Source organism: Nostoc sp. ATCC 53789 (assembly GCF_009873495.1).
Lineage (GTDB): Bacteria > Cyanobacteriota > Cyanobacteriia > Cyanobacteriales > Nostocaceae > Nostoc > Nostoc muscorum_A.
In genome coordinates this window covers 6,340,220-6,361,306 of sequence record NZ_CP046703.1, presented here as the reverse complement: position 1 = coordinate 6,361,306, position 21,087 = coordinate 6,340,220, and the positions used below count along the sequence as shown (strand labels likewise).

Annotated in this window: 16 protein-coding genes; 7 read left to right on the top strand and 9 right to left on the bottom strand. The window is 40.8% G+C overall.

Translation table 11 applies throughout. The features are described from left to right. Positions 1 to 25 precede the first annotated feature (25 nt). The 4 genes from GJB62_RS26285 to arsH all read left to right on the top strand — a co-directional run bounded on the left by GJB62_RS26285 (position 26) and on the right by arsH (position 3,718). Positions 26 to 1,087 carry a PstS family phosphate ABC transporter substrate-binding protein gene (locus GJB62_RS26285; protein WP_114084813.1) on the top strand — a complete coding sequence of 354 codons (1,062 nt, stop codon included), beginning with the start codon at positions 26 to 28 and terminating at the stop codon, positions 1,085 to 1,087. Positions 1,088 to 1,116: 29 nt separating this feature from the next. Then, complete coding sequence (gene arsB / locus GJB62_RS26280) at positions 1,117 to 2,268, top strand: ACR3 family arsenite efflux transporter (RefSeq protein ID WP_114084814.1); 1,152 nt, start codon at positions 1,117 to 1,119, stop codon at positions 2,266 to 2,268. A 176-nt stretch (positions 2,269 to 2,444) separates the two neighbouring features. Then, positions 2,445 to 2,858 (top strand): arsenate reductase, glutathione/glutaredoxin type, encoded by a 414-nt coding sequence (gene arsC, locus GJB62_RS26275; RefSeq protein WP_114084815.1) that lies wholly within the window; start codon positions 2,445 to 2,447, stop codon positions 2,856 to 2,858. Between the two features lie 194 nt (positions 2,859 to 3,052). Continuing rightward, on the top strand, positions 3,053 to 3,718 hold the full coding sequence (arsH, locus tag GJB62_RS26270) for an arsenical resistance protein ArsH (RefSeq protein WP_114084816.1): 666 nt from the start codon (positions 3,053 to 3,055) through the stop codon (positions 3,716 to 3,718). A gap of 71 nt (positions 3,719 to 3,789) precedes the next feature. Here arsH and GJB62_RS26265 read toward each other — a convergent pair whose 3' ends face one another. The 6 genes from GJB62_RS26265 to GJB62_RS26240 form a co-directional block, all read right to left on the bottom strand. After that, complete coding sequence (locus GJB62_RS26265) at positions 3,790 to 4,476, bottom strand: PHP domain-containing protein (RefSeq protein ID WP_114084817.1); 687 nt, start codon at positions 4,474 to 4,476, stop codon at positions 3,790 to 3,792. A 488-nt stretch (positions 4,477 to 4,964) separates the two neighbouring features. Continuing rightward, the gene (locus GJB62_RS26260; protein WP_114084818.1) at positions 4,965 to 6,101 is read right to left on the bottom strand and encodes an AIR synthase related protein; all 1,137 of its coding nucleotides are present in this window, start codon (positions 6,099 to 6,101) and stop codon (positions 4,965 to 4,967) included. Between the two features lie 87 nt (positions 6,102 to 6,188). Continuing rightward, the gene (locus GJB62_RS26255; protein ID WP_114084819.1) at positions 6,189 to 6,395 is read right to left on the bottom strand and encodes a hypothetical protein; all 207 of its coding nucleotides are present in this window, start codon (positions 6,393 to 6,395) and stop codon (positions 6,189 to 6,191) included. A gap of 568 nt (positions 6,396 to 6,963) precedes the next feature. Next, a complete protein-coding gene (locus tag GJB62_RS26250; RefSeq protein WP_114084820.1) occupies positions 6,964 to 7,566 on the bottom strand; it encodes a superoxide dismutase in 603 nt (200 codons plus the stop codon). A 489-nt stretch (positions 7,567 to 8,055) separates the two neighbouring features. Next, on the bottom strand, positions 8,056 to 9,663 hold the full coding sequence (locus tag GJB62_RS26245; RefSeq protein WP_114084821.1) for a bifunctional pantoate--beta-alanine ligase/(d)CMP kinase: 1,608 nt from the start codon (positions 9,661 to 9,663) through the stop codon (positions 8,056 to 8,058). Between the two features lie 186 nt (positions 9,664 to 9,849). Further along, the gene (locus GJB62_RS26240; RefSeq protein WP_114084822.1) at positions 9,850 to 10,959 is read right to left on the bottom strand and encodes a septal ring lytic transglycosylase RlpA family protein; all 1,110 of its coding nucleotides are present in this window, start codon (positions 10,957 to 10,959) and stop codon (positions 9,850 to 9,852) included. Between the two features lie 889 nt (positions 10,960 to 11,848). Here GJB62_RS26240 and glsA point away from each other — a divergent pair. Then, complete coding sequence (gene glsA / locus GJB62_RS26235) at positions 11,849 to 12,832, top strand: glutaminase A (protein WP_114084823.1); 984 nt, start codon at positions 11,849 to 11,851, stop codon at positions 12,830 to 12,832. Positions 12,833 to 13,254: 422 nt separating this feature from the next. On the opposite strand, the gene GJB62_RS26230 is transcribed toward glsA, so the two are convergent. Continuing rightward, positions 13,255 to 14,070: a DUF1838 domain-containing protein gene (locus GJB62_RS26230; protein WP_114084824.1), complete on the bottom strand. Its 816-nt coding sequence runs from the start codon at positions 14,068 to 14,070 to the stop codon at positions 13,255 to 13,257. A 211-nt stretch (positions 14,071 to 14,281) separates the two neighbouring features. Beyond that, the gene (locus GJB62_RS26225) at positions 14,282 to 15,466 is read right to left on the bottom strand and encodes an AbrB family transcriptional regulator (RefSeq protein WP_114084825.1); all 1,185 of its coding nucleotides are present in this window, start codon (positions 15,464 to 15,466) and stop codon (positions 14,282 to 14,284) included. Positions 15,467 to 16,313: 847 nt separating this feature from the next. Here GJB62_RS26225 and GJB62_RS26220 point away from each other — a divergent pair. After that, positions 16,314 to 18,392 carry an ATP-binding protein gene (locus tag GJB62_RS26220; protein ID WP_114084826.1) on the top strand — a complete coding sequence of 693 codons (2,079 nt, stop codon included), beginning with the start codon at positions 16,314 to 16,316 and terminating at the stop codon, positions 18,390 to 18,392. Positions 18,393 to 18,724: 332 nt separating this feature from the next. Here GJB62_RS26220 and GJB62_RS26215 read toward each other — a convergent pair whose 3' ends face one another. Then, positions 18,725 to 19,825: a serine hydrolase domain-containing protein gene (locus GJB62_RS26215; protein ID WP_159402583.1), complete on the bottom strand. Its 1,101-nt coding sequence runs from the start codon at positions 19,823 to 19,825 to the stop codon at positions 18,725 to 18,727. Between the two features lie 232 nt (positions 19,826 to 20,057). Here GJB62_RS26215 and fdhD point away from each other — a divergent pair, with 232 nt between their 5' ends. After that, positions 20,058 to 20,891, top strand: coding sequence for a formate dehydrogenase accessory sulfurtransferase FdhD (fdhD, locus tag GJB62_RS26210; protein WP_114084828.1), 834 nt, complete (start codon positions 20,058 to 20,060; stop codon positions 20,889 to 20,891). Positions 20,892 to 21,087 lie beyond the last annotated feature (196 nt).

Genomic DNA, 21,087 nt, shown 5'->3' with positions numbered 1-21,087 from the left:
GATATAACTCACAGGGCTGGGGTCAATGAACACAGCAGCAAAGGAATTGGCTCTCGCACTCGGAATGTTGGCTTTGACGACCAGTTGCACAGCAGCATCCAACACATCTACTCAAACTCAGCAGTCACCTGCTGTAACTGAGGTAAGAGATTCTGGTAATGCAACAGCAACAATTAAAATTGATGGTTCCAGCACGGTCTATCCCATTACACAGGCGATCGCTAAAGACTATCAAGCTAACCCAAAAAATCGGGTACAGGTTGCAGTTAACATTTCTGGTACTACTGGCGGATTTGAAAAATTCTGTGCTGGAGAAACAGATATTAGCAATGCTTCCCGACCGATTTTGACGGCAGAGATGGAAGCTTGCAAAAAAAATGGTGTGGCATATATGGAATTTCCCATTGCTTTTGATGCGCTTACCGTCGCCGTCAATCCGCAAAACAATTGGGCAAAAGACATCACAGTAACAGAATTGAAAAAGATTTGGGAACCGGAGTCCCAAGGGAAAATTACTCGCTGGAACCAAGTACGTGCATCTTGGCCAGATCGCCCAATAAATTTGTATGGTGCTGGGAAGAAGTCTGGTACTTTTGACTACTTTACAGAAGCGACTGTAGGTAAAGCTAGAGTCAGTCGTAATGACTACACAGCAAGTGAAAATGATCAAGTATTGGTGGATGGCATCAGCAAAGATCCAAACGCTTTGGGTTACTTTGGCTATGCCTATTATGAAAAACACCAAGATAAGTTAAAAGCGCTGGCAATTGATAGCGGCAAAGGTGCAGTACTGCCATCACGTCAAACTGTAGAGAAAGTTCAGTATCAGCCCCTTGCTCGACCTTTGTTTATCTACGTTAATTTTCGGGATAACCAAAACAAAGGATTAGTAAACAAATTTGTCGAATTTTACATTGATAAAGCACCAACAATAGCTACTGCTGTGGGCTATATCCCTTTACCAGATGACAGCAAACATCTCAATTACGTCCATTTGTATCAAGGCAAAGTGGGAACAGTATTTGAAGGAAAAGCAGAGATGAACCTAACAATTGGGGAGTTGTTACGGAAAGAAGGCAAGTTTTAGCGATTTCTTTTATTTTTAGGTTTATTCCAATGAGTCAGAATTCACAAGCCAGTACAGCCCGGATACAAGCAGGAAGCAATCTAAGTTTTTTTGAAAAATATCTCACCGTTTGGGTATTTTTGTGTATCTTTGTCGGAATTGCACTAGGTAGATTGTTCCCAGGAATAGCGGTAGCTCTTGATGCAATGAGTGTGTATCAAGTGTCTATTCCCATCGCAGTATGTTTGTTTTTCATGATGTATCCAATCATGGTGAAGATTGACTTCACACAAGCAGCAAATGCTATCCGCGCCCCAAAACCTGTTATTCTCACCTTGGTAGTGAACTGGTTAATTAAACCATTCACGATGGTAATATTTGCTCAATTTTTCTTAGGATGGTTATTTCGTCCTTTGATTACCGGAACTGAGATCATTGGCGGTAGTGAAGTAACGCTGGCGAATTCTTATATTGCTGGTACCATCTTACTAGGAATTGCTCCTTGTACAGCAATGGTACTGTTGTGGGGATATCTTTCCTACGGCAACCAGGGACACACCTTAATAATGGTGGCAGTAAATTCTCTGGCGATGCTATTCTTATACGCACCATTGGGTAGATGGTTATTAGCGGCGAATGATTTAACCGTACCTTGGCAAACTATTGTTTTGTCAGTCGTGATTTATGTTGGGTTTCCCCTAGTGGCGGGAATGTACAGCCGTTACTGGATTTTTAAATACAAAGGTACAGAATGGTTTGAAAGACGATTCTTAAAGTATCTGACTCCAGTTTCAATTACTGCTCTATTGCTAACTTTGGTACTGCTATTTGCATTCAAGGGCGAACTAATTGTTAAAAATCCCTTGCATATCTTGTTAATTGCCGTACCACTATTTATCCAAACTAATTTCATTTTCTTGATTAGTTATGTAGCAGCATTGAAGATGAATTTATCCTACGAAGATGCCGCACCCGCAGCATTAATTGGAGCAAGTAATCATTTTGAAGTTGCTATTGCCACTGCTGTGATGCTATTTGGCTTAAATTCAGGTGCAGCACTTGCTACAGTGGTAGGAGTTTTAATTGAAGTGCCAGTAATGTTGATGCTGGTTGAGCTTTGTAAACGCACAGCAGCTTGGTTTCCACGGGAACCGGAAAAAGCGACATTGCAAGATCCGCGCTGTTTTGGTGTCTTAAAATGATCATAATCTTTGACACTAAAGATTGTGTAATCAAAGTAGTAGCTGATCTTAATTGATAGAACTGCCTCTAATAAGTAGCACAGCACGGCTTAAATGTAATTACGAATTACGAATATTTCGTAACAACTGAATCTCGCAGCTTATAAATTTAACGACATTATTGGGGGAATCCAATTATGAAACGAGTGATGTTTGTTTGCAAAAAGAATTCTGCCCGTTCTCAAATGGCGGAAGGCTTTGCTAAAACCCTTGGTAAGGGAAAAATTGAAGTGATTAGCTCTGGATTAGAAGCAAGTCAGGTCAGACCAGAAGCGATCGCCACTATGAAAGAAATTGGTATCGACATTACCGATCAACACTCTAAACCCCTTAGTGATTTCCAAGCGCAAGACTTTGATGTAGTGATTTCTTTGTGTGGCTGTGGCGTGAATTTACCGCCAGAGTGGGTTACACGGGAAGTATTTGAAGATTGGCAATTAGACGATCCAGCAGAACAACCAGAAATTTTTCCTAGAGTCCGCGATGAGATTAAAGAACGGGTGACTCAATTGATTGAGTCTGTGAATAAAGAAATTACACCTGCTCAATAAGCTAAAAAACATCTAATTTGCATAATCGAATTAAATATAACTCTTGTGGGGTGGGCATCCTGCCCGCCCAGTATATGCAATTTAAATGTAGAACAAGCTTAAAGATTGCAACTTCTTCATCTCTCCGTGTCCTCTGCGCCTCTGTGATTCCTTTTATTGGATACTTATTTCTTGGAAATTCCTAAGCAATTACCATGACGACATTTGACCATCCGCCCAGAATTTTGTTTTTGTATGGCTCCTTACGTGAGCGTTCCTATAGCCGTCTCTTAGCAGAAGAAGCAGCACGCATTATTGAAGAATTTGGGGCAGAAGTGAAGTTTTTCGATCCCCGAGAACTGCCAATATATGGTAGCGTACCTGACACCCACCCAAAGGTGCAGGAGTTGCGCCAATTAAGCCTGTGGTCGGAAGGACAGGTATGGTCTAGCCCAGAACTGCACGGTCAGATTTCTGGCATTATGAAAAACCAAATTGACTGGATTCCCCTCAGTATTGGAGCCGTTCGCCCGACTCAAGGGAGAACTTTAGCTGTCATGCAAGTAAGCGGCGGATCTCAGTCTTTTAATGCTGTCAACACATTAAGAATTCTTGGACGCTGGATGCGGATGTTCACGATCCCCAATCAATCCTCAGTGGCTAAAGCATATCAAGAGTTTAATGAAGACGGCACGATGAAAGATTCACCCTACCGCGATCGCGTTGTAGATGTGATGGAAGAACTTTACAAGTTTTCCTTGGTATTGCGTGACAAAGTTGATTATCTCACAGACCGCTATAGTGAACGTAAAGAAAAAGCTGCCAAAGAGACAATTAAAATAGCTTCTCAATCTCTTGAAATTAACTCTAAAAGCAATTAACTATCGGACATCTAAAAAAAGATAACCTCCTGGCAGATTGAACCAGGAGATGTGAAAAAATTGATTCATCTTTACAAGCGTTGTAGCAGACTCAAACCGTGAGTGTCAGTACCACAGGTATTGAAAAGAAAGTATTCATCAGCCAACTTTTGCACTTGTTCTGATTCCAATACGCTGGGTTTCCAAGGGTTAGGGTTATTGTAGGCGTAGAAAGTTTCTACACCATCGATACCCTTTTGGGATGCAGCTGGAATTAAGTCAAAATGCGATCGCTTATAACGCGCTGGATGAGCCAGAACTGCCAATCCCCCAGCTTGATGAATAGCGGCAATCACGTTACTTGCCTGATATTCTTGGCCTGTAGTCGGCCTTCTTTGCAGATAGGGTTTCATGCTAGGGTGTTCTGGAGCAAAAGCGTAAGCCAAAATGTGAACTTCTATATCCAGAAGGTTAGCATTGATTTCTACACCACTCCACAGGTAAGGAGTTGTTGCACCAGGATTACTCCACTTCCAATCTTCTAACCAAGCAAGGGCCGCTTGATAGCCCATAATGCCATGATGGTCAGTGATCGCCAATCCTTTTAGTCCAATAGCGATCGCCTGCTCCATCAATCCACTCGGCTGCAACCTGCCATCTGAGTGGACAGTGTGCATGTGAAAGTTGAACAACCTTGGACAACTGTATGCATCAATGTTCTGGAATACTTGCTTCAAAAGTTCTGCCGAAGCAGTAGTCCGGGCCAAATTTACAGCCATAACCCCCTCTGAATAAAAATATATATCCTTAACACACTAAAACGCCCTATTTACAGATGAGAAATTTCCAACACTGTAAATTAGTGTATTGGTGGCTACTTTCTCAGCTTTTCCAGCAAATTTTTCAATATGTTAAGACTACGTTAGCAAATCTTAACCTCAGTAGTCATGGGTAGTTTGAACTACTTTAAATGTAAGTAGTAAAAAATATTGCATATAAAGTTTTAGAAATACGCCTATACTATTTATGCTAAATAGCTTGTTTTTAAAGGCTTAGGAGAATGATTTTCTCAAATTAGTCTGGGATTTAAATATATATCACGTATTAAAAAAATAGAAATCCCAGTAATTATACTAGCTTTTATTTCATTTAGTAATGACATTCAGTGTATACAAAGCCAGCCGCAGGCATCGCATGAGTGGAGTTTACAATAGCTTTCCAAAAACTAGCGATGTCTACGACGGGCTATGCCTACGCTTGCGGATAATTATACTCCCCGCGCAATTCCAAAAGAATCTCCCTTCAACGTCACCCCAAGCGGTTCTACTACCACCTCGCGGCTAAGGGACGCTTCAACCCTGCCGGCAATCACAGCTGTTAGCTGATGTTCTCTTGCGAGGATGACAATCCTTTCTGCATCCTGCTCAGATTCCGTATAGAATGCAAATCCGGCTCCGTAATTGAACACGGAAAGCATCGTCTCTGCCCCGCCCTCAAGATGACCCTCTACAAAAGTAAATATCTCCGGCACTGGGAGCATTGTTTCGATGACGTACCGAAGTGGTTTCACCGACCGCATCAGCTTCTGCCAACCATGACCGGTTATATTCTCTATCGCGGTGGGGCGAATTCCTTCGCCAAGCACTGCCTGTACAAGTGGCGTGTAGAGATACGACGCAGCATTCATCGCTTCCCAAAACTCCTGCCCACTGGGAAGTTTTGTTCTATAGCCATCAGGAAGAGACTCAGTAAGCTTTCGCAGTGGGGTAAACCCGTTCTCATGGGGGCCAGAACTCTCAACAAGAACAATAGTATTTCCGGCATCCAGACGCGAGCTATCAATAGGAGCGACACCAGGCGGCATCACGCCAAAAACCGAACCCGCAATGTCGAGCCGGCCTGGAATCATCTTAGTTTTCAATTGAGGAGTTTCCCCTGAGAGATAGACACATCCTACTCGTTTGCACCCCTCAACGACTCCATCCAGAAACCCATCAAGGAAAGCGGGGGTAAAGATTGTTTCAGGAGTACTTGATGGCAGATAAAGACCAAGAAGTAGAGTCTGCATCCCTGATGTTGCCGCGTCGTTTGTCAAACACGAGATCATCTTGATACCGATATTCCACCAAAATCGCCGAAGTTCTTCTTCAGAAAGGTCATCAGGGCGGGTATCGTCTGCCGTTCCTAGTCCTTCAGGGACGAGTGTTAGAGAAAGTTCTGGAGCGCCCGCTTGAATAAATGGAGCGAGGTTGAAGCTGAAAGCGTTAGCACTTGCTCCAAGACCCGACGAGGGGACGGTACCATAGGCACTTGCAAAGGTAAGTGTGCGTTTTGCAGCATCGATGAAGCGTCTTTTTGCGGCATCGAGAGTATCGTAATCGACTTGATCGAGAGCTTGAGCCATCAGGTTGCGTTTTAAGTTAGGAATGGAGATGCGATTAATAGCGTCTGTGCAAGAGTTAAAAGTTAGGAGAAGTGATAACTCCTCACTTTAAAATACCTCATCTTCAATACCACGCCACCATTCACCCAAATTCATCAAGTCTTGGTAAATATCTTCTAATTCTTTGGCGTAGACATCGTTTGTAAGGGTGGCTCGACGCTCTTGCAATTTCTTGAGGCGCAGTTGTACCAATACCCAAGGTTTAGTGATGCTATTCGTTGCTTCGATGTATTGTGCTAGTTCTTTGCTATCCATAATGTTTTATATTTTTAAGAATTACACCCTGTACAAAAGAATCATATTGTGTATAAGGTAAATGTTTGGTTTCAGGTTTTTATTAATTATTCTTTAATAGTAAATATATCCGCGTTATAAAAGCAATTCATGTAGACGCAAAGCGGCTTCACGCAGGGTATTGCCTTTACAACAAATAGTTTTTTAAACAATTCATATTTAGTCTTTTGTGTCAATGCACAAGCCCTAATTTTGATTTTCTTACCACTACTTTTATCCAGACAGTGCCCATCCCACTACTGAAAAACAGAAAAGCAGGGTGGTTTCATAGGAAAAAAGAAAAATATACAAGTATTGATTTCTTGTTTTGTGGCATGGCTTATTACCCCTCTCCAAACCTCTCTCCGTTTCGGGGAGAGGCTTTGAAACCCAGTTTTAGTTTTTCTCTGGTTGTATGAAACCACCCTGCTACTGAAAAATACAAAAGGGAGAAACTAAAAAGAATTTCTCCCTTTTCTGGTGGACTTTCTGCCTCAACTTTTGCAAATTAACTTATGGAGCAGCTTACTAAGAGTAAAACAGCAATTAATTAAGCTTTAGCCAAGTTTTCAGCAGCAAAGTCCCAGTTAACCAAGTTATCTAGGAAATTCTTGATGAACGCTGGACGAGCGTTTCTATAGTCAATGTAGTAAGCATGTTCCCAAACATCCAAGGTTAGGAGTGCCTTCTTACCATGAGCTAGAGGGTTTTCTGCATTTGGTGTTTTGATCACCTTCAGCGTACCACCATCATCAATCAGCCAAGACCAACCACTGCCAAATTGAGTTGCAGCTGCGTTAGAGAACTCTTCCTTGAATTTGTCGAAGCTACCAAAATCTTTATCAATCCTGGCTGCGAGATCCCCTGTGGGTGCGCCGCCACCATTTGGTTTCAAGGAATTCCAAAAGAAGGTGTGGTTCCAAACTTGAGCAGCGTTGTTGAAGATTCCCGCCTTAGAGGAGTCTTGGAAGGAAATTTTGATCACTTCTTCCAGAGACTTATCAGCAAGTTCTGTACCTTCAGTCAGCTTGTTGAGGTTGTCTACATAAGCTTTGTGATGCTTGCCATAGTGATACTCGAAAGTTTCAGCTTTCATGCCATTTGGCTCTAAAGCATTCTTGTCGAAGGGTAGCGGGGGCTGTACAAATACCATTGTGTGAAATCCTCTCTTTACCGGTTTCCAGTTTCAAGCTATTGCAGAAGCTTGGAAAATTAACAGCTTTTATTTTTAAGGTTTTATGTCTTTAATGATGGAACATAAAACTTAACATCGTCATTCTACTACCAAAGTGAAGATAAAGTGAAGATGCAAACAAAGTACTTCGCTGATAAGTCAAATCGCTATGAATTCACGGTTATAAATAAAAATGGCTAATGTCTCGTAGCGAAAGCCCAATCTATAATTAGCATTTAGCAATTAAAGCTTTAATACTTCTATCTTTAGTAGGATTAATTACGATGTGGTAAATCAGTCGAAAGCTAGATGATTTAATACTTAAATAATCTAATAATTCTAAATCTAAGGCTTAGTAAATCAATAATGAAATTATCTTATTTTGAAATATTGTTTTGAGGATGGTAAGTGAATAATCACTCACCCACCACCCTTTGAAACTAAAAAGTTAACAGTAAATAGCGGTGATTAGCACTGAGATAAACGCTGCTGGTAATAGTTAACAATTTGTGCCGTGACTTCAGACACATCCAAACCATCAGTTTGAAGTTCAATGGCATCTGCTGCTTTTTGCAAAGGCGAAACTTTGCGTGTGCTATCTTTCCAGTCACGTTCGGCAATATCTCGTTCTAGCTGCTCTAAATTGATTGCGGATTGACCTTGTTTATTAAAGTCTTCTTGGCGGCGACGGGCGCGTTCACTCACAGAGGCAGTTAAGAAGATTTTCACTTCAGCATCGGGGAAAACGTGAGTACCAATGTCTCGTCCCTCAGCGACTAAACCACCTTTTTTACCCCAGCTTTGTTGTTGTTTAACCAGTGCTTGACGGACAGCGCTTTGGGCTGCGATCGCAGATACAAGAGAAGTTACCTCAATGGTGCGAATTACCTGGGTAACATCAGTACCGTTAATCCAAACCCGCACGGACGATTGTAAATCCTGGGTAGGAGTAAGTTCAATTTTACACAGGTTAGTTAATTCAGCGATCGCACACTCATCATCAATAGCAATCCCCTTTTGCAGTACAAGCCAAGTGACAGCACGGTACATTGCTCCTGTATCTAAATAGACTAAACCCAGGTTTGCTGCCACTTGCCGCGCCACTGTGGATTTTCCAGCCCCGGCGGGGCCATCAATGGCGATGATGGGTTGACGATCGCGCAAGATGATATTGTCAATCAAACGTGTAGAACCAAGACGAGCTGCGATCGCCAACATTCCTTCCTCCTCAACTTTTTCTAAAGACATCAACGTAGTCGGTTCAACTAATTCAATATATTCCACTAAAATTGTGCTGACCATTGCCACTTCTTGCTGTACCACTGCTATCAACTTGTTGCTATTGCGATCGCCTGCAATGAATGCAGCTTCAGCCCGTCGCAAGCCGCGATATAATGCTGCTGCTTGTTCTTTTGCCGTTGCAGTCAAATATTGATTACGAGAACTGAAGGCAAGACCCGACGCTTCCCGCACTGTTGGACAAGCAACAATTTCTACTGGCAAATTTAAGTCAGCTACTAAGCGTTTAATAATTGCCAGTTGCTGACCATCTTTTTGGCCAAAGTAGGCACGGTCAGGCTGTACCAAGTTGAAAAGCTTGGTAACAATCGTAGCGACACCTTGAAAATGACACAGGCGAGAACGACCACACAAGCCTGTCATCATAGCAGATGGGGGTATAACTTGTGTAACCTTTGATTCTTGTATACTCTTCTGGGGAACTGCCATTTCTTCAGGAGTCGGTGCAAAAATGGCATCTACCCCAGCTTGTTCGCAAAGTTTTTGGTCTTGCTCTAAAGTCCGGGGATAGCGTTGGTAATCCTCGTTAGGAGCAAATTGCAGGGGATTGACGAAAATACTCACAATCACCGTAGAATTTTCTTGCCGCGCCCGTTGGATCAAGCTTAAATGACCTTGATGCAAATTCCCCATCGTTGGCACTAGACCGACTGCCGTCTGATACCAGCCAGTTATCTCATCTAGTCTTAGATCCTCAGTAACCGCAATCAGCTTGTTTTCTGAGCAGCGTTTAGTTAAATAGCAGCGTAAAGCTGCGACTGTTGTCAGCAGGCGCACAAAAAATACCCCTAGTTCTTATCGATCCCTCCCCCGTTAGTTTATATCTGAAACAGAGGGAAGAGTTGATTGAACTAGGGGAATTAAGTGATACGGAACTTGAATTGGATTTAGGGGAAAGGTTATAGGTGACAGGTGATAGGGAATAATCTTTTCCCTGTAACCTGTAACCTGTAACCTACTCGATTATTTTCCCAAAACTTCAATATGTACTGGTGCAACACCACTACCCATCATTCCCAAAATTCGAGCCGCGCCAGCAGATACGTCAATGACTCGCCCCCGAATGAATGGGCCTCGGTCATTAATTCGCAGCACTACAGAACGACCGTTGCGGGTATTGGTTACACGCACTTGCGTACCAAAGGGTAAGCTGCGATGAGCAGCAGTCATTGCTTCTGGGTTGAATCTCTGACCGCTTGCAGTCTGAGTACCAGAACCGTCATAGCCGTAATAAGAAGCCATGCCTCTCAAAGTGGCTTGCACTACTCCAACGGCAATCTGTTGAGGCAGCTTTGGTATTGAGACTGGTTGACGGACTGGTAAATTAGCAATTTCTTTTAGGGGAGATGCATTGCCTAGTAGCCTCCGCAGGCGATTAGTTGCTTGCAATGCATCTTCTGCCAAATTTTTGGTGGGATTGGTCTGTGCTAATCGTGTAGCTTCGTTGATTTCGACCAATTCTTCGCCATTAATTTTGATTACATAGCGATCGCCATCTTGCCGGGAGGGAGCGCTTTTGTTTTGTGCTTGATTGGCATTAGATTTTTCCCCTGCTTTCCAACTGACGGTAATTTTACTGCCGTCTACACTTTCCCGATTCAACTGGTTGATCTTAGCTGCTACTACACCAGCTATCTGAACCGGGTCATTGTCAGAGGAGCTAATCTGGTTACTCACATCTGTTACGTCGTCAGCATTCAGTGCCTTTGGTGAATTGCTAGCAATAAGGGCGTACTCTTGTACGCCCCCAGTATTTCCAATTGCACCAACTTTTTTAGATTCAAAATTCGTATTTGATACAGAACTCAAAAAGGTGAGAACAGGTATATTTCGGATAAAAAGGGTTGCCGCCTTACGTCCTCTAATGTTGTGAGGATGAATTTCTGTAATCACAGCATCCAAGGTTTGTCTCCCTGCTCTGGATTGGTACTCTCCCACCTTAACCACATCAGGGGCAGGTGATTTTTGGGATGCTAGAGCATTTCCCTTGGTGGTTTGAGTACAACCGACTGAAGGTATGCCCAAAACAGCCATAGACAGGGCAACAATAATCCACAAATGTCTTTGATTCATGCGTCCGTTTTTGAAAGCGACTGTAGAACTTTAAGTTTTATAAATTGCGGGATTTTTCACTCGTGAAAGTGATTTCCCTTCTGAAAAACTCGAACTCGTTCCGTTTTCACTTTGTTATTTATAACTCGCAACAGACTAACACGAACCTTTTGGCTTGGGGATCAGGGTTTTAGCGTAATTATCGACTGCTCAATCAAATTAAAGTTCCAAATTTAAGGGTGAAACCTTTCTCAAAGGCGGACTTTGGCTATGTAACGCTTTTTTCTGCAACTCAAAAATTTCTTCAAAAAACTTTACGCTTCTTGCACGCCAAAATGACGACACCCTGTTGACTTCTGTTCTAAAGGCTCACTACTACTCGTGTATTCTAGATAACATGTATTTTCACTATTTCCTATAAGAAGATAATATAACTTTAATTAAATGACATCGGCATAAATACTTAAAATCGTTTATTTAATCAAATATTTAGATTTCCCTATGAATAAGTCGTGATATGAGTTACATCTACAATAATTATGCAAATTAGTTTGAGTTTAAGATGTTTTTTCTACTTAGATTAATCATGACTTTTATTCCCCATAAGTCAACGTAGATAAGTGATTAATATTACCCTTAACCCCAGTGTTACTGAGTATAAAATAAAGAAGTATACTCAACTTAATATTTTTCGTGATTAATGATGAAAAAATTAGGAAATCTTCGCGATCGCTTGTAGATCAATTTTTGTTGGTATCAAAAACAACAACAGCTATTTTTGGTACTAAGTAATTGCTCAAAGATGATTTTTTAGAGCAAACTATCTTTTTCAAAATCTTTGCGGCTGTAGGGATGTACGGCTGCACCCCTACTATATATAGTGAGTATTTTGGGGAGTGCTACCAGCGTGATGACAAGCCAAGTAAATCAGAGAGATTTAGAAATAGATTCATCGCCATTATTAGCTGTTCTTCAGGAATTGCATTCTCAGTACAAGTTACTGCAAGAGGGTGCAGTAGCGAAATATATTCCAGAATTGGCAAAGGTAAACCCGGATTTGTTCAGCATTTGTATTGTCACAGTAGATGGTCAGATTTATAAAGTTGGCGATTACGACCAACTTTTTACCATTCAGTCGATTTCTAAAGTGTTTGCTTATGGACTTGCCTTAGAAGATCATGGACTGGATTACGTTTTAACTAGAGTTGGCGTAGAACCGACAGGCGATGCATTCAACGCGATCGTTTTAGATGAGCAATCGAAGCGACCTTATAACCCAATGGTAAACGCTGGTGCGATCGCAACCACTAGCTTAATCAAAGGTTCCGGCCCAACGGAACGTCTTAACCGAATGCTGGATATGTACAAGCGATATATCGGCCGGGACGTGTTCGTTGACATTTCAGTTTTTACCTCAGAACGCAGTACAGGGCATCGCAACCGCGCAATGGCGCATTTGATGCTCAACTTTGGCATGATTGACCGGAATATAGAAGAGGCGCTGGATCTTTATTTCCAGCAATGTGCTGTGATAGTGAATTGCGAAGACTTAGCAGTGATGGCGGCTACTCTGGCTAACAAAGGTATGAACCCCATCACCAAAGAACAGGCGGTAGATAAGCGTTACATCAAAGATATTCTGAGTGTGATGTACACCTGTGGAATGTACAACTTTGCCGGTGAGTGGGCTTACAAAATTGGGATTCCGGCAAAAAGCGGAGTTTGTGGTGGGATTATCGCAGTTGTACCCAATAAGATGGGTATTGGGGTTTTTTCGCCCCTGCTAGATGTGCGTGGTAATAGTGTGCGAGGGGTGAAGGTGTGTGAAGAACTTTCCCAACGGTTAGGTTTACATCTATTTGATTGTTCAGGACAGGAGGCGAAATTTGATTGAAGGACAGTTCGACGGGTCATATAGTTGCTGTCTAATCAGACTAATAAAAAGACCTCTCCCTGTTTTTACTAGGGGACTTCCAAATAAAAAAAATATCCCAAAACGGACAAAAAACCCTCTCTATTTCTCCTCTCTCTGTGTTCTCTGCGTCTCTGTGGTTCGTTTATTTCTTGGAAATCCCTAGGCAAAACCTGTCCCTCTCCGCCTCGGAGAGTGACAAATTGGAACACAAGGTTAAAGCAGGAACGGTTTATCTAACTCTCGTTTATCTATATATAGATATAGTCACCAAACTCTAAATTATCTCTCTTTGCGTGTCCTCCAGTTACAGCTATTTTCAGGTAAATAGACCACGCTGTAGGGGCAATTCATGAATTGCCCCTACGACAGATGTGCTTCAAATACATGAAAACTGCTGTAATTTACAATTCTTCTGCTTGGGGAAGCGGGAAGATTTCACCAGCTAAATAAGACTGAAAGTGCTTTTGGAAGTACAACCAGGAAGTCATATCTTCCCCATCTATCAATGCTTTTGGGGCTTGTTTATATAGAGGAATACGGTTATTAATTTCGTCTTGCAGCAGTGAGGGCAGTTCTGTTAAACCCTTGACTTTGCTGCCAACAGCACTGTAGATCAGTTGACCGGGGCGATCGCCCATTTTCATCCAGGGAAGCCATTGACCAATCCGATCCCAACTCAGTTTGAGTTCAGAAACTGAGGGAAGCGCTGAGTTGAATAAATCTGCGGTTGGCACAGTTAATTTAAACAATTCTGCTGCCTGATAAATTGGATTTGGGCTGTATTCGGCAAATTTGGGATCGTCTGCTAGGGGATTGGGGTAATAGGGAAATATGTCAAAAACGAAGGTTGTGCTGTCACCATCTACTTGTGCAGGGAAATTTCCCTCAAACTTACCCTGCACTGGATTATTGGCGACGTGGATTACCGGAACTGTCTCACTTGTCCAAGGATTCTCCCACTTGCGTAAGATTTCATCTGTTTTTGGGTTAAGGTAGTAAGTCAGTTCTCTAGAAGTAAAATCCCAGCTACCCTCTGCTGTGGGAATACATCGGCTAACACTCAATCCCAGCATTTTAAATAGAAGTTGTCTTTTCTCGCCGGGGATAAAGGCATAAATCTTACCTTTCCAAATCAGGAAAGTGGATTCGTTAGGGTCGAGGGAAGAACGAGTTTTAACCCAGTGCTGCGCTTCAAGTTCTTGGATTTGAGCAACCATCTAAAGCATCCTTAGTGTTTGGATAACAAAAGGATAAGCTAATTTTGTCATTAGTCATTTGTCATTTGTCATTTGTCATTTGTCAAAAACTAATGCCCCATACTTCTCTACGAGAGGCTATGCTTCTCCAAAGGAGTACGACTGTACTCAGTACCAGTGCCCAATTCCCAATTCCCAATTCCCAATTTCCAATTCTTAATACCTTCATTAATTAAACTGATTCAGAAAGTTGCTCATCCAGGCGGCGAAACAAAAACACCCAAAGAGGTAGGGAACTGTTAATCGCAATTAGTCGCACTAAATGACCAGTTGTGACAATTTCAACATTATGATTTAATGCCAGGGAAACCAAAATCATTTCTGCCGATCCTCCTGGTGCTGTGACTAGCAAACAGGTTAACCAGTCCCAAGAGGTGAATTGCATGGCAAGTATAGCAGCGATCGCTCCGGCAATGAGAGTCATCCCTACAGACATCAAGGCATAGCCGACAGTCCGCTTCTGAAAGTTGGGTTTGTCTCCCCAATACTCACCAATGGTAATTCCCAGGAGCATTTGACCCAATAAGTTTATTATTGGCGGCGGACTAAAACTAATATCACCCACAAAAGGCAGCCAATGTAGCAGAGGATTAAACCCGATGCCAATCAACAATGCACCAAAGAAATCGCCGGCGGGAATTTGAAATAATATAGCTGGATAAACTACTAATGCAGTGATTAGGAGTATTAACAAGAGTAATTCTAGTTGAGATGGATCGAGATTGAGCCAATCAGCGTTGATTGGGAGCGTTTGTGGATAGTAATTACCAGCTGATGTTTTAGCGATGAAGGGGATCAAAACCACTACTGAAGTGACGCGAATCGCCTGAACTAGGGCAACTAAGCTGACATTTTTATTGTAATCGGCTGCGATCGCAGCCATAATTCCGACACCACCAGGAACAGTAGCCAGCATTGCTGTCAATAGGTTGGTTTTGCTGAGTCGGGCATACATATAACCAATACAACTTCCACTCAGCAGCAGAAACAAGGTCAGAAAAATAAATATGGGAATACCAGAAGCAACACTAGCTAGATTACCGTGGGTATTGGAAGCGCCGACAGTTAAGCCTACAAGTGCCATTCCCACTTTTCTAGCAGTGCGGTTAGGTTGAGGATAATATTGATAAAAAATTCGACACCCTTGAAGAACTACTGTACCAGCAGCAATCCCGCCAAATATCCAGGCAATCCTGCCAATTTGGAACTTGGCGAGGAGTAAACCCAGAGGTAATGCCAGAAGCATTTCCAAGACAAGGACAATTAATTGCTTCGTAAATAGCTGTTGTTTGGTAACAACAGGATTTTCATGGGTGTGTTCTTCTAGGCTGGGAGCAACACTTACGCTTTGATTCATCAATACAAGCTTTTTTATTAATTTAACTTATCTACTAAAGCTAACGCGATCGCACAACATAAATAGAGTCTATCAAGCCAAGTTTACTAGGATCGTACTAAGCACTTTAGCGTTCAAATCAATCATTTAAGTCCTGACTAGGAACTTATTCATCTATTAAAGTTAGTCTAGTGGACTACTAGATGTAAATTTACCGCGTGTTGCCTTCAAACAAAAATACCTATAGAGAGAGCATAAGGACACAATGAGAGAGCGGAGTATATGTATGGCTGGACAAAAGCCGAAGCTTTAGGACATTAATTATTGCAATGATAAATAAATACGCCTGGGTTAAGGATAATCGTAGGTTGGCTTGAGGAACGAAACCCAACAATTAACTCTTGATGTTGGGTTCCGTTCTTTAAACCAACTTACACAGTTTAAAGTTTTTATGGCTAACCCAAGCGTATTGAATGATAAATATAGTGTTATAGGACTCATATTTGATTGCGTGAAAAACTCCGTATAACTCAAAAAGCCTTCTTTCCTATTGCCTATTGCCTTCTTACACAAGATAGTTATTCAAATCAAGTAAATGTGAGCATATACTTGATTTGAATATTTAAAAATAGCTTAACTATACTTGTCCCTAAATAATTTGAGTTAATTCACTGCGGCTGCGATTTGCTTCTGACCAAAAAGCTATCCAAAATATAGATTTTATACTTTGTGGAGGAATCTAAAATAGTTGTATGCAACATTTACCACCATTTTCCCTTTCCCTCTTTCTGGTAAGTTAGGATGACATCTGCATTGCTTAAATCAAGCGTGTTAAAAATTCCAGATAATTCGTCAAAGGTACTTGCAGATGATAAACCTTAAAAGACTAAAATTTTTGCAAAAACTTCAACCCAAAATTCTAGTTTTTACATTTGGAGCATCTTTATTACCAGTTTTCGTTTTGAGCAGTGCAGTTTGGCAATTAGTAGAACAACCACTCATTGAACTAGAAAAAACTCGCCTTGATGATCAAGTTTTAGCTTTTCGTGGATATACAGCTGCTACAGAAAAGGGACTTGCAAATTTAATTTCTAGTTATGCTAATTGGACTGATTTGTATAATGCAGTTCAACATTCAGATCGAGGGTGGATAAAAAAAGAAGTTTCTACTCAACTATTATTCACGACTGATCTTGATGTAGTGAAGGTGATTCAGTCCAAAAACAAAGAGATAATTGGCTCTGCCGGAAATCAAATATCTAATCTCCCAATAGTACAAGCAAAAATCAAATATTTAAATAACCAGAATAAATTATCTCATGAGTTAATTGATACAGGGACACAAGGATTAGTATTGTTGGGAGGCTCACCTATTTACCGTAGTGATGGAACTGGAAAGCCATTCGGAACTTTAATTGCAGGACAGTTAATGGATAAAGTATGGCTCCGACAATTTTTAAATTATTCCCAGCCGACGACCAGACTGGAAATAATTTCTTTAGATGGAAAGTTTTTCGTCTCTAGTAGTTATGATTGGAAACCAGACATTTGGGAAAAAACTTATTTTGATTCTCAAATTTTACCAAATATTTCTCAAAAGCACTCTGTCTATCGGATTCAGCCAGATTTGGGATTAAATACAATTTATGCTCCCATATATTCTGGTAATAAGGCTATTGCTATTGTCAAGATTCAAATTGTAGCAAAATATTTTCAGGAGGCGAAGCTAACTCTTACCCGCTTGTTTTGGTTGGGGTTAAGTTTAGCAGTGCTACTGTCAGTGTTAATTGCTAATTTACTAGCTCAACAAATTAGTAACCCAATTATCCAACTTGCAAAGCGTAGTAAAACTTTAGCAGCAGGTGATTTGAGTAGCCCCATTCCTAATGTTAAAAATGGTGGTGAAATTGGGCAGTTGGCTAATGCTTACCAGGAAATGGCTAATTCTCTCACAACCCTAATCAATAATTTAGAGCAAAGGGTAGCGCAACGCACTCAAGAATTAGAACTAGCTCGTCAAACATTGGAAGAAAGAGTGCAAGAGCGGACAGTAGAACTTTTACAAAAAAATCAGGAACTAGAGATGAAAACTGAACAATTGCATACAGCTTTAGATAATTTAAAAATGGCAGAATCGCACTTAATTCAAACAGAAAAAATGTCTTCACTAGGTAATCTAGTTGCTGGTATTGCCCACGAAATTAATAATCCAATTAATTTTATTTATGCTAATCTCACTCACATCAACAACTATACTCAAGATTTATTCAATCTCATCTTCAGGTATCAGCAACGCTATTCAGATCCAGAGATTCAAACCTATACAGAAAAAATTGAACTTGATTATTTAATAAAAGATTTGCCTCAAATTATAGCTTCTATGGATACAGGCGCTAATCGAATTCAAGAGATTATTTTCTCTTTGAGAAATTTTTCTCGGCATGATGAAGCCGAGATCAAAAAAGTTAACCTTCATGAAGGAATTGATAGTACTTTGTTGCTGCTACAGCATCGTCTGAATCCTCATCATGATTGTCCAGTTATCCAGGTAATTAAAGAATATGACAATTTTCCCTTAATTGAGTGTTATCCTCGACAACTAAATCAAGTATTTATGCAGATTTTACTAAATGCGATAGATGCTTTGGAATTACATTCAGAACAGTTGGATAAAAAAATTATAATTCAAACTAAAGATACTAAAAATAGTGTGGCAATTAAAATTATTGATAATGGTATAGGTATAGATGATAAAAATATTTCCCAAGTATTTGATCCCTTTTTCACTACTAAATCTGTTGGTAAAGGTATAGGCTTAGGTTTAACTGTTTGCTATCAGATTATCCAAAATCATCAAGGAAGTATTCAAGTTATTTCGCAATTAAATATAAAAACCGAAGTCATTATTGAATTACCATACTTGCTTGCCAATAATTATGAATCCTGATGCTATTGGTAATCAGCAATTTTATTGTCTGTATAGCCGCGTAAAGCCTTCTCTTTCAGAGACGCTAACGCGAACGAGAGGCTACGCCAACGTCATAGCTTCGTTTAGCGCGTCAACACCTTTCTGATATTTCCGCCTGTGACATCAAGCACCACCTTCATCGCTAAATGCCTTACCCTGTGCGGTGACATTAAATCTTAGAATCAGAATAGTCAATCTAAATGTGCGTGATTTTAACGCCAAAGAGAAAACGCTTGAAATTTTGGGTAAAGGTAAGGGTAGCTAGTTCATTTTTATTTACATAGTTTTATTTTATTATGCCAACTTACTTATTATTTATTACTAATAACCTCTAAACCTGTCCTAGCTATTGATTTAATATCAACACCCTGATCGTTTAGCAGCACTACTATAGTGGTATTTTGATTGGGGAGATATGCCAGCAATGTTGTGAAGCCATAAGCTATACCACTATGGCCAATTGCTGTTTCCAAAGGAGATGAGAACCGTTCTACACCTAACCCATAACTATAGCTTTCACCATTATCTTTAAATTTCAGCATTTCTTTCATCATCTTCGAGGAAAGTAAGCTTTTTTTGACAAATAACGCTTTAGTAAACTTGGTTAAATCCTCTGCTGTTGAAACCAATCCACCATCTCCTAAACCGTTGCCATCATTCACTTCGGCGTAGCTATCTAACTTACCATCCTTATTGCGATCGCTATAACCTGTAGCTACTTCTCCAATTGTTGGTTCGCGCAATTCCGTGAAGGTGTGTTTTAATCCTAATGGTTTTAAAATCTGACTGCGGATTGCTTGTGCGAGAGTTTCCCTAGTTATATTTTCAACGATCAGTTCCAAAAGAATGTAGTTGCAATCAGTATAAATAAATTTTTCTCCAGGATTTGCCTGCGGTTGTTCCTGGTACATATAGTGAATAGCTTCTCTGGCTGTCCAAGGCTGTGAGCGGCTTCTTTTGGCAGTAGCTTGAATAAACTCTTTTGTATTCAGGTATTCAGCAACACCACTGGTATGGTTGAGTAGTTGACGAACTGTAATTTTGTCGCTGTTGACAATATGAGGAGTTATGTCTCTTGGTAAGTAGGTTGCGATCGCTCGATCTAATTCTATCTTCCTTTGCTCCACTAATTTCAGCACCACCACCGCCATAAAAGTTTTACTCATACTGGCAATGGAAAAGCCATCTGTGGGTTTCATCCGAGTTTTAGTTGACAAGTTATTGACACCAGAGGCTCCCACCCAAGAACCGTTAGGTGTAGAAATATACATTACTGCGCCGGGGATTTTTTCTTCTGCAACTATGTCATTTAAAAGTGTCTGTAGCTGAGAACTTTTTCCAACGGTGGAGGTAGATATGACTTGTTTAGCAAAAGATTTTTCAATTACTCTTTGACTAATGTTATTACTCACTAGATATCCTGCAAAAGCAAGGGAAATCACGAAGACTATTGCAAATAAAATTTTTCTAAAAGCCAAAAATATTAGGTTCATTTTACTTCCTAAATAGAAACCTACCCGATTTAGATCGACTGCACAAAGTAGTTAGTGAGAATCAAAGAGACATCTGATATACAAATAGCATTACTCTATTCCCAGATTAGTATCAAAATTTCGATTTACCAACTCTTACATAAATTTGACAATGCCAACTAAAAGCAAAACCAAAGCCACTGTTTGGGTAGTGGAAAAAGGTCAAGTACGGCCTCGTTTAGATCATCTCACTACTGAGGAACCTTTAGAAATTCGTCTTGTTCCTTTCCAGAAGACGGTAGCTGTAACAATGCGGACACCAGGTGCAGATTTTGAACTAGCAGCTGGTTTCCTCTACAGTGAAGGAGTCGTTAGCCGCAGAGAAGATATCCGGCGTATCAGCTACTGTGTTGATGAATTAGTAGATGGTGAGCAACGCCATAATATTGTAAATGTAGAATTGCGGGATGGGCTGATTCCAGATTTACAGCCTTTGGAGCGTCATTTTTATACTAGTAGCGCCTGTGGGGTGTGTGGTAAAGCTAGTCTTGAGGCTTTGCGTCTGCGGGGATGTCCAGTGATTCCTTCTGGGCCGACAGTAACACCTGAGATCGTATACAGCCTACCTGATAAGCTCCGAGCTGCTCAAGGTATCTTCACAGCTACAGGAGGTTTGCACGCTGCGGCTATCTTCGATACTCAAGGTAATTTGTTAAACCTGTGGGAGGATGTTGGACGACACAATGCTTTAGATAAATTGATTGGTACAGCTTTTCTCAGTGACGAATTGCCTTTAAATAATTGTATTGTGCTGGTCAGTGGACGCTCTAGTTTTGAAATTTTGCAAAAGTCTACAACTGCTGGAGTTCCCATTGTTTGTTCTGTTTCTGCTCCCAGTAGTTTGGCGGTATCTGTAGCCAAGGAATTTGGGATTACCTTAATTGGATTTCTGCGGGGAGAACGATTCAATATTTACACTGGTTTGCAAAGAATTAACACTCTTTAAAAATACTCTTGTAGTGGCGTAGCGAGGCTAAATTGTTGCGAAAAATTTGTAGGTTGAGTTGAGGTTTTTTGATGAAAATTCTAAATTACAAAGACGCGATAAATCGCCGTCTCTACAATAATCAGTATTTTGTAGAGACGGCAATGAATCGTGTCTCTTGCCTTAACCGATCCGATCAATGTTGGGTTTCGTGTTG

Coding starts and splice junctions, on each gene's coding strand:
- arsC (WP_114084815.1), top strand. CDS start 2,445: ATGAAACGAGTGATGTTTGTTTGCAAAAAGAATTCTGCCCGTTCTCAA.
- fdhD (WP_114084828.1), top strand. CDS start 20,058: ATGCCAACTAAAAGCAAAACCAAAGCCACTGTTTGGGTAGTGGAAAAA.
- GJB62_RS26265 (WP_114084817.1), bottom strand. CDS start 4,476: ATGGCTGTAAATTTGGCCCGGACTACTGCTTCGGCAGAACTTTTGAAG.
- GJB62_RS26250 (WP_114084820.1), bottom strand. CDS start 7,566: ATGGTATTTGTACAGCCCCCGCTACCCTTCGACAAGAATGCTTTAGAG.
- GJB62_RS26220 (WP_114084826.1), top strand. CDS start 16,314: ATGATAAACCTTAAAAGACTAAAATTTTTGCAAAAACTTCAACCCAAA.
- glsA (WP_114084823.1), top strand. CDS start 11,849: ATGACAAGCCAAGTAAATCAGAGAGATTTAGAAATAGATTCATCGCCA.
- GJB62_RS26240 (WP_114084822.1), bottom strand. CDS start 10,959: ATGAATCAAAGACATTTGTGGATTATTGTTGCCCTGTCTATGGCTGTT.
- GJB62_RS26255 (WP_114084819.1), bottom strand. CDS start 6,395: ATGGATAGCAAAGAACTAGCACAATACATCGAAGCAACGAATAGCATC.
- arsH (WP_114084816.1), top strand. CDS start 3,053: ATGACGACATTTGACCATCCGCCCAGAATTTTGTTTTTGTATGGCTCC.
- arsB (WP_114084814.1), top strand. CDS start 1,117: ATGAGTCAGAATTCACAAGCCAGTACAGCCCGGATACAAGCAGGAAGC.
- GJB62_RS26230 (WP_114084824.1), bottom strand. CDS start 14,070: ATGGTTGCTCAAATCCAAGAACTTGAAGCGCAGCACTGGGTTAAAACT.
- GJB62_RS26260 (WP_114084818.1), bottom strand. CDS start 6,101: ATGGCTCAAGCTCTCGATCAAGTCGATTACGATACTCTCGATGCCGCA.
- GJB62_RS26285 (WP_114084813.1), top strand. CDS start 26: ATGAACACAGCAGCAAAGGAATTGGCTCTCGCACTCGGAATGTTGGCT.
- GJB62_RS26225 (WP_114084825.1), bottom strand. CDS start 15,466: ATGAATCAAAGCGTAAGTGTTGCTCCCAGCCTAGAAGAACACACCCAT.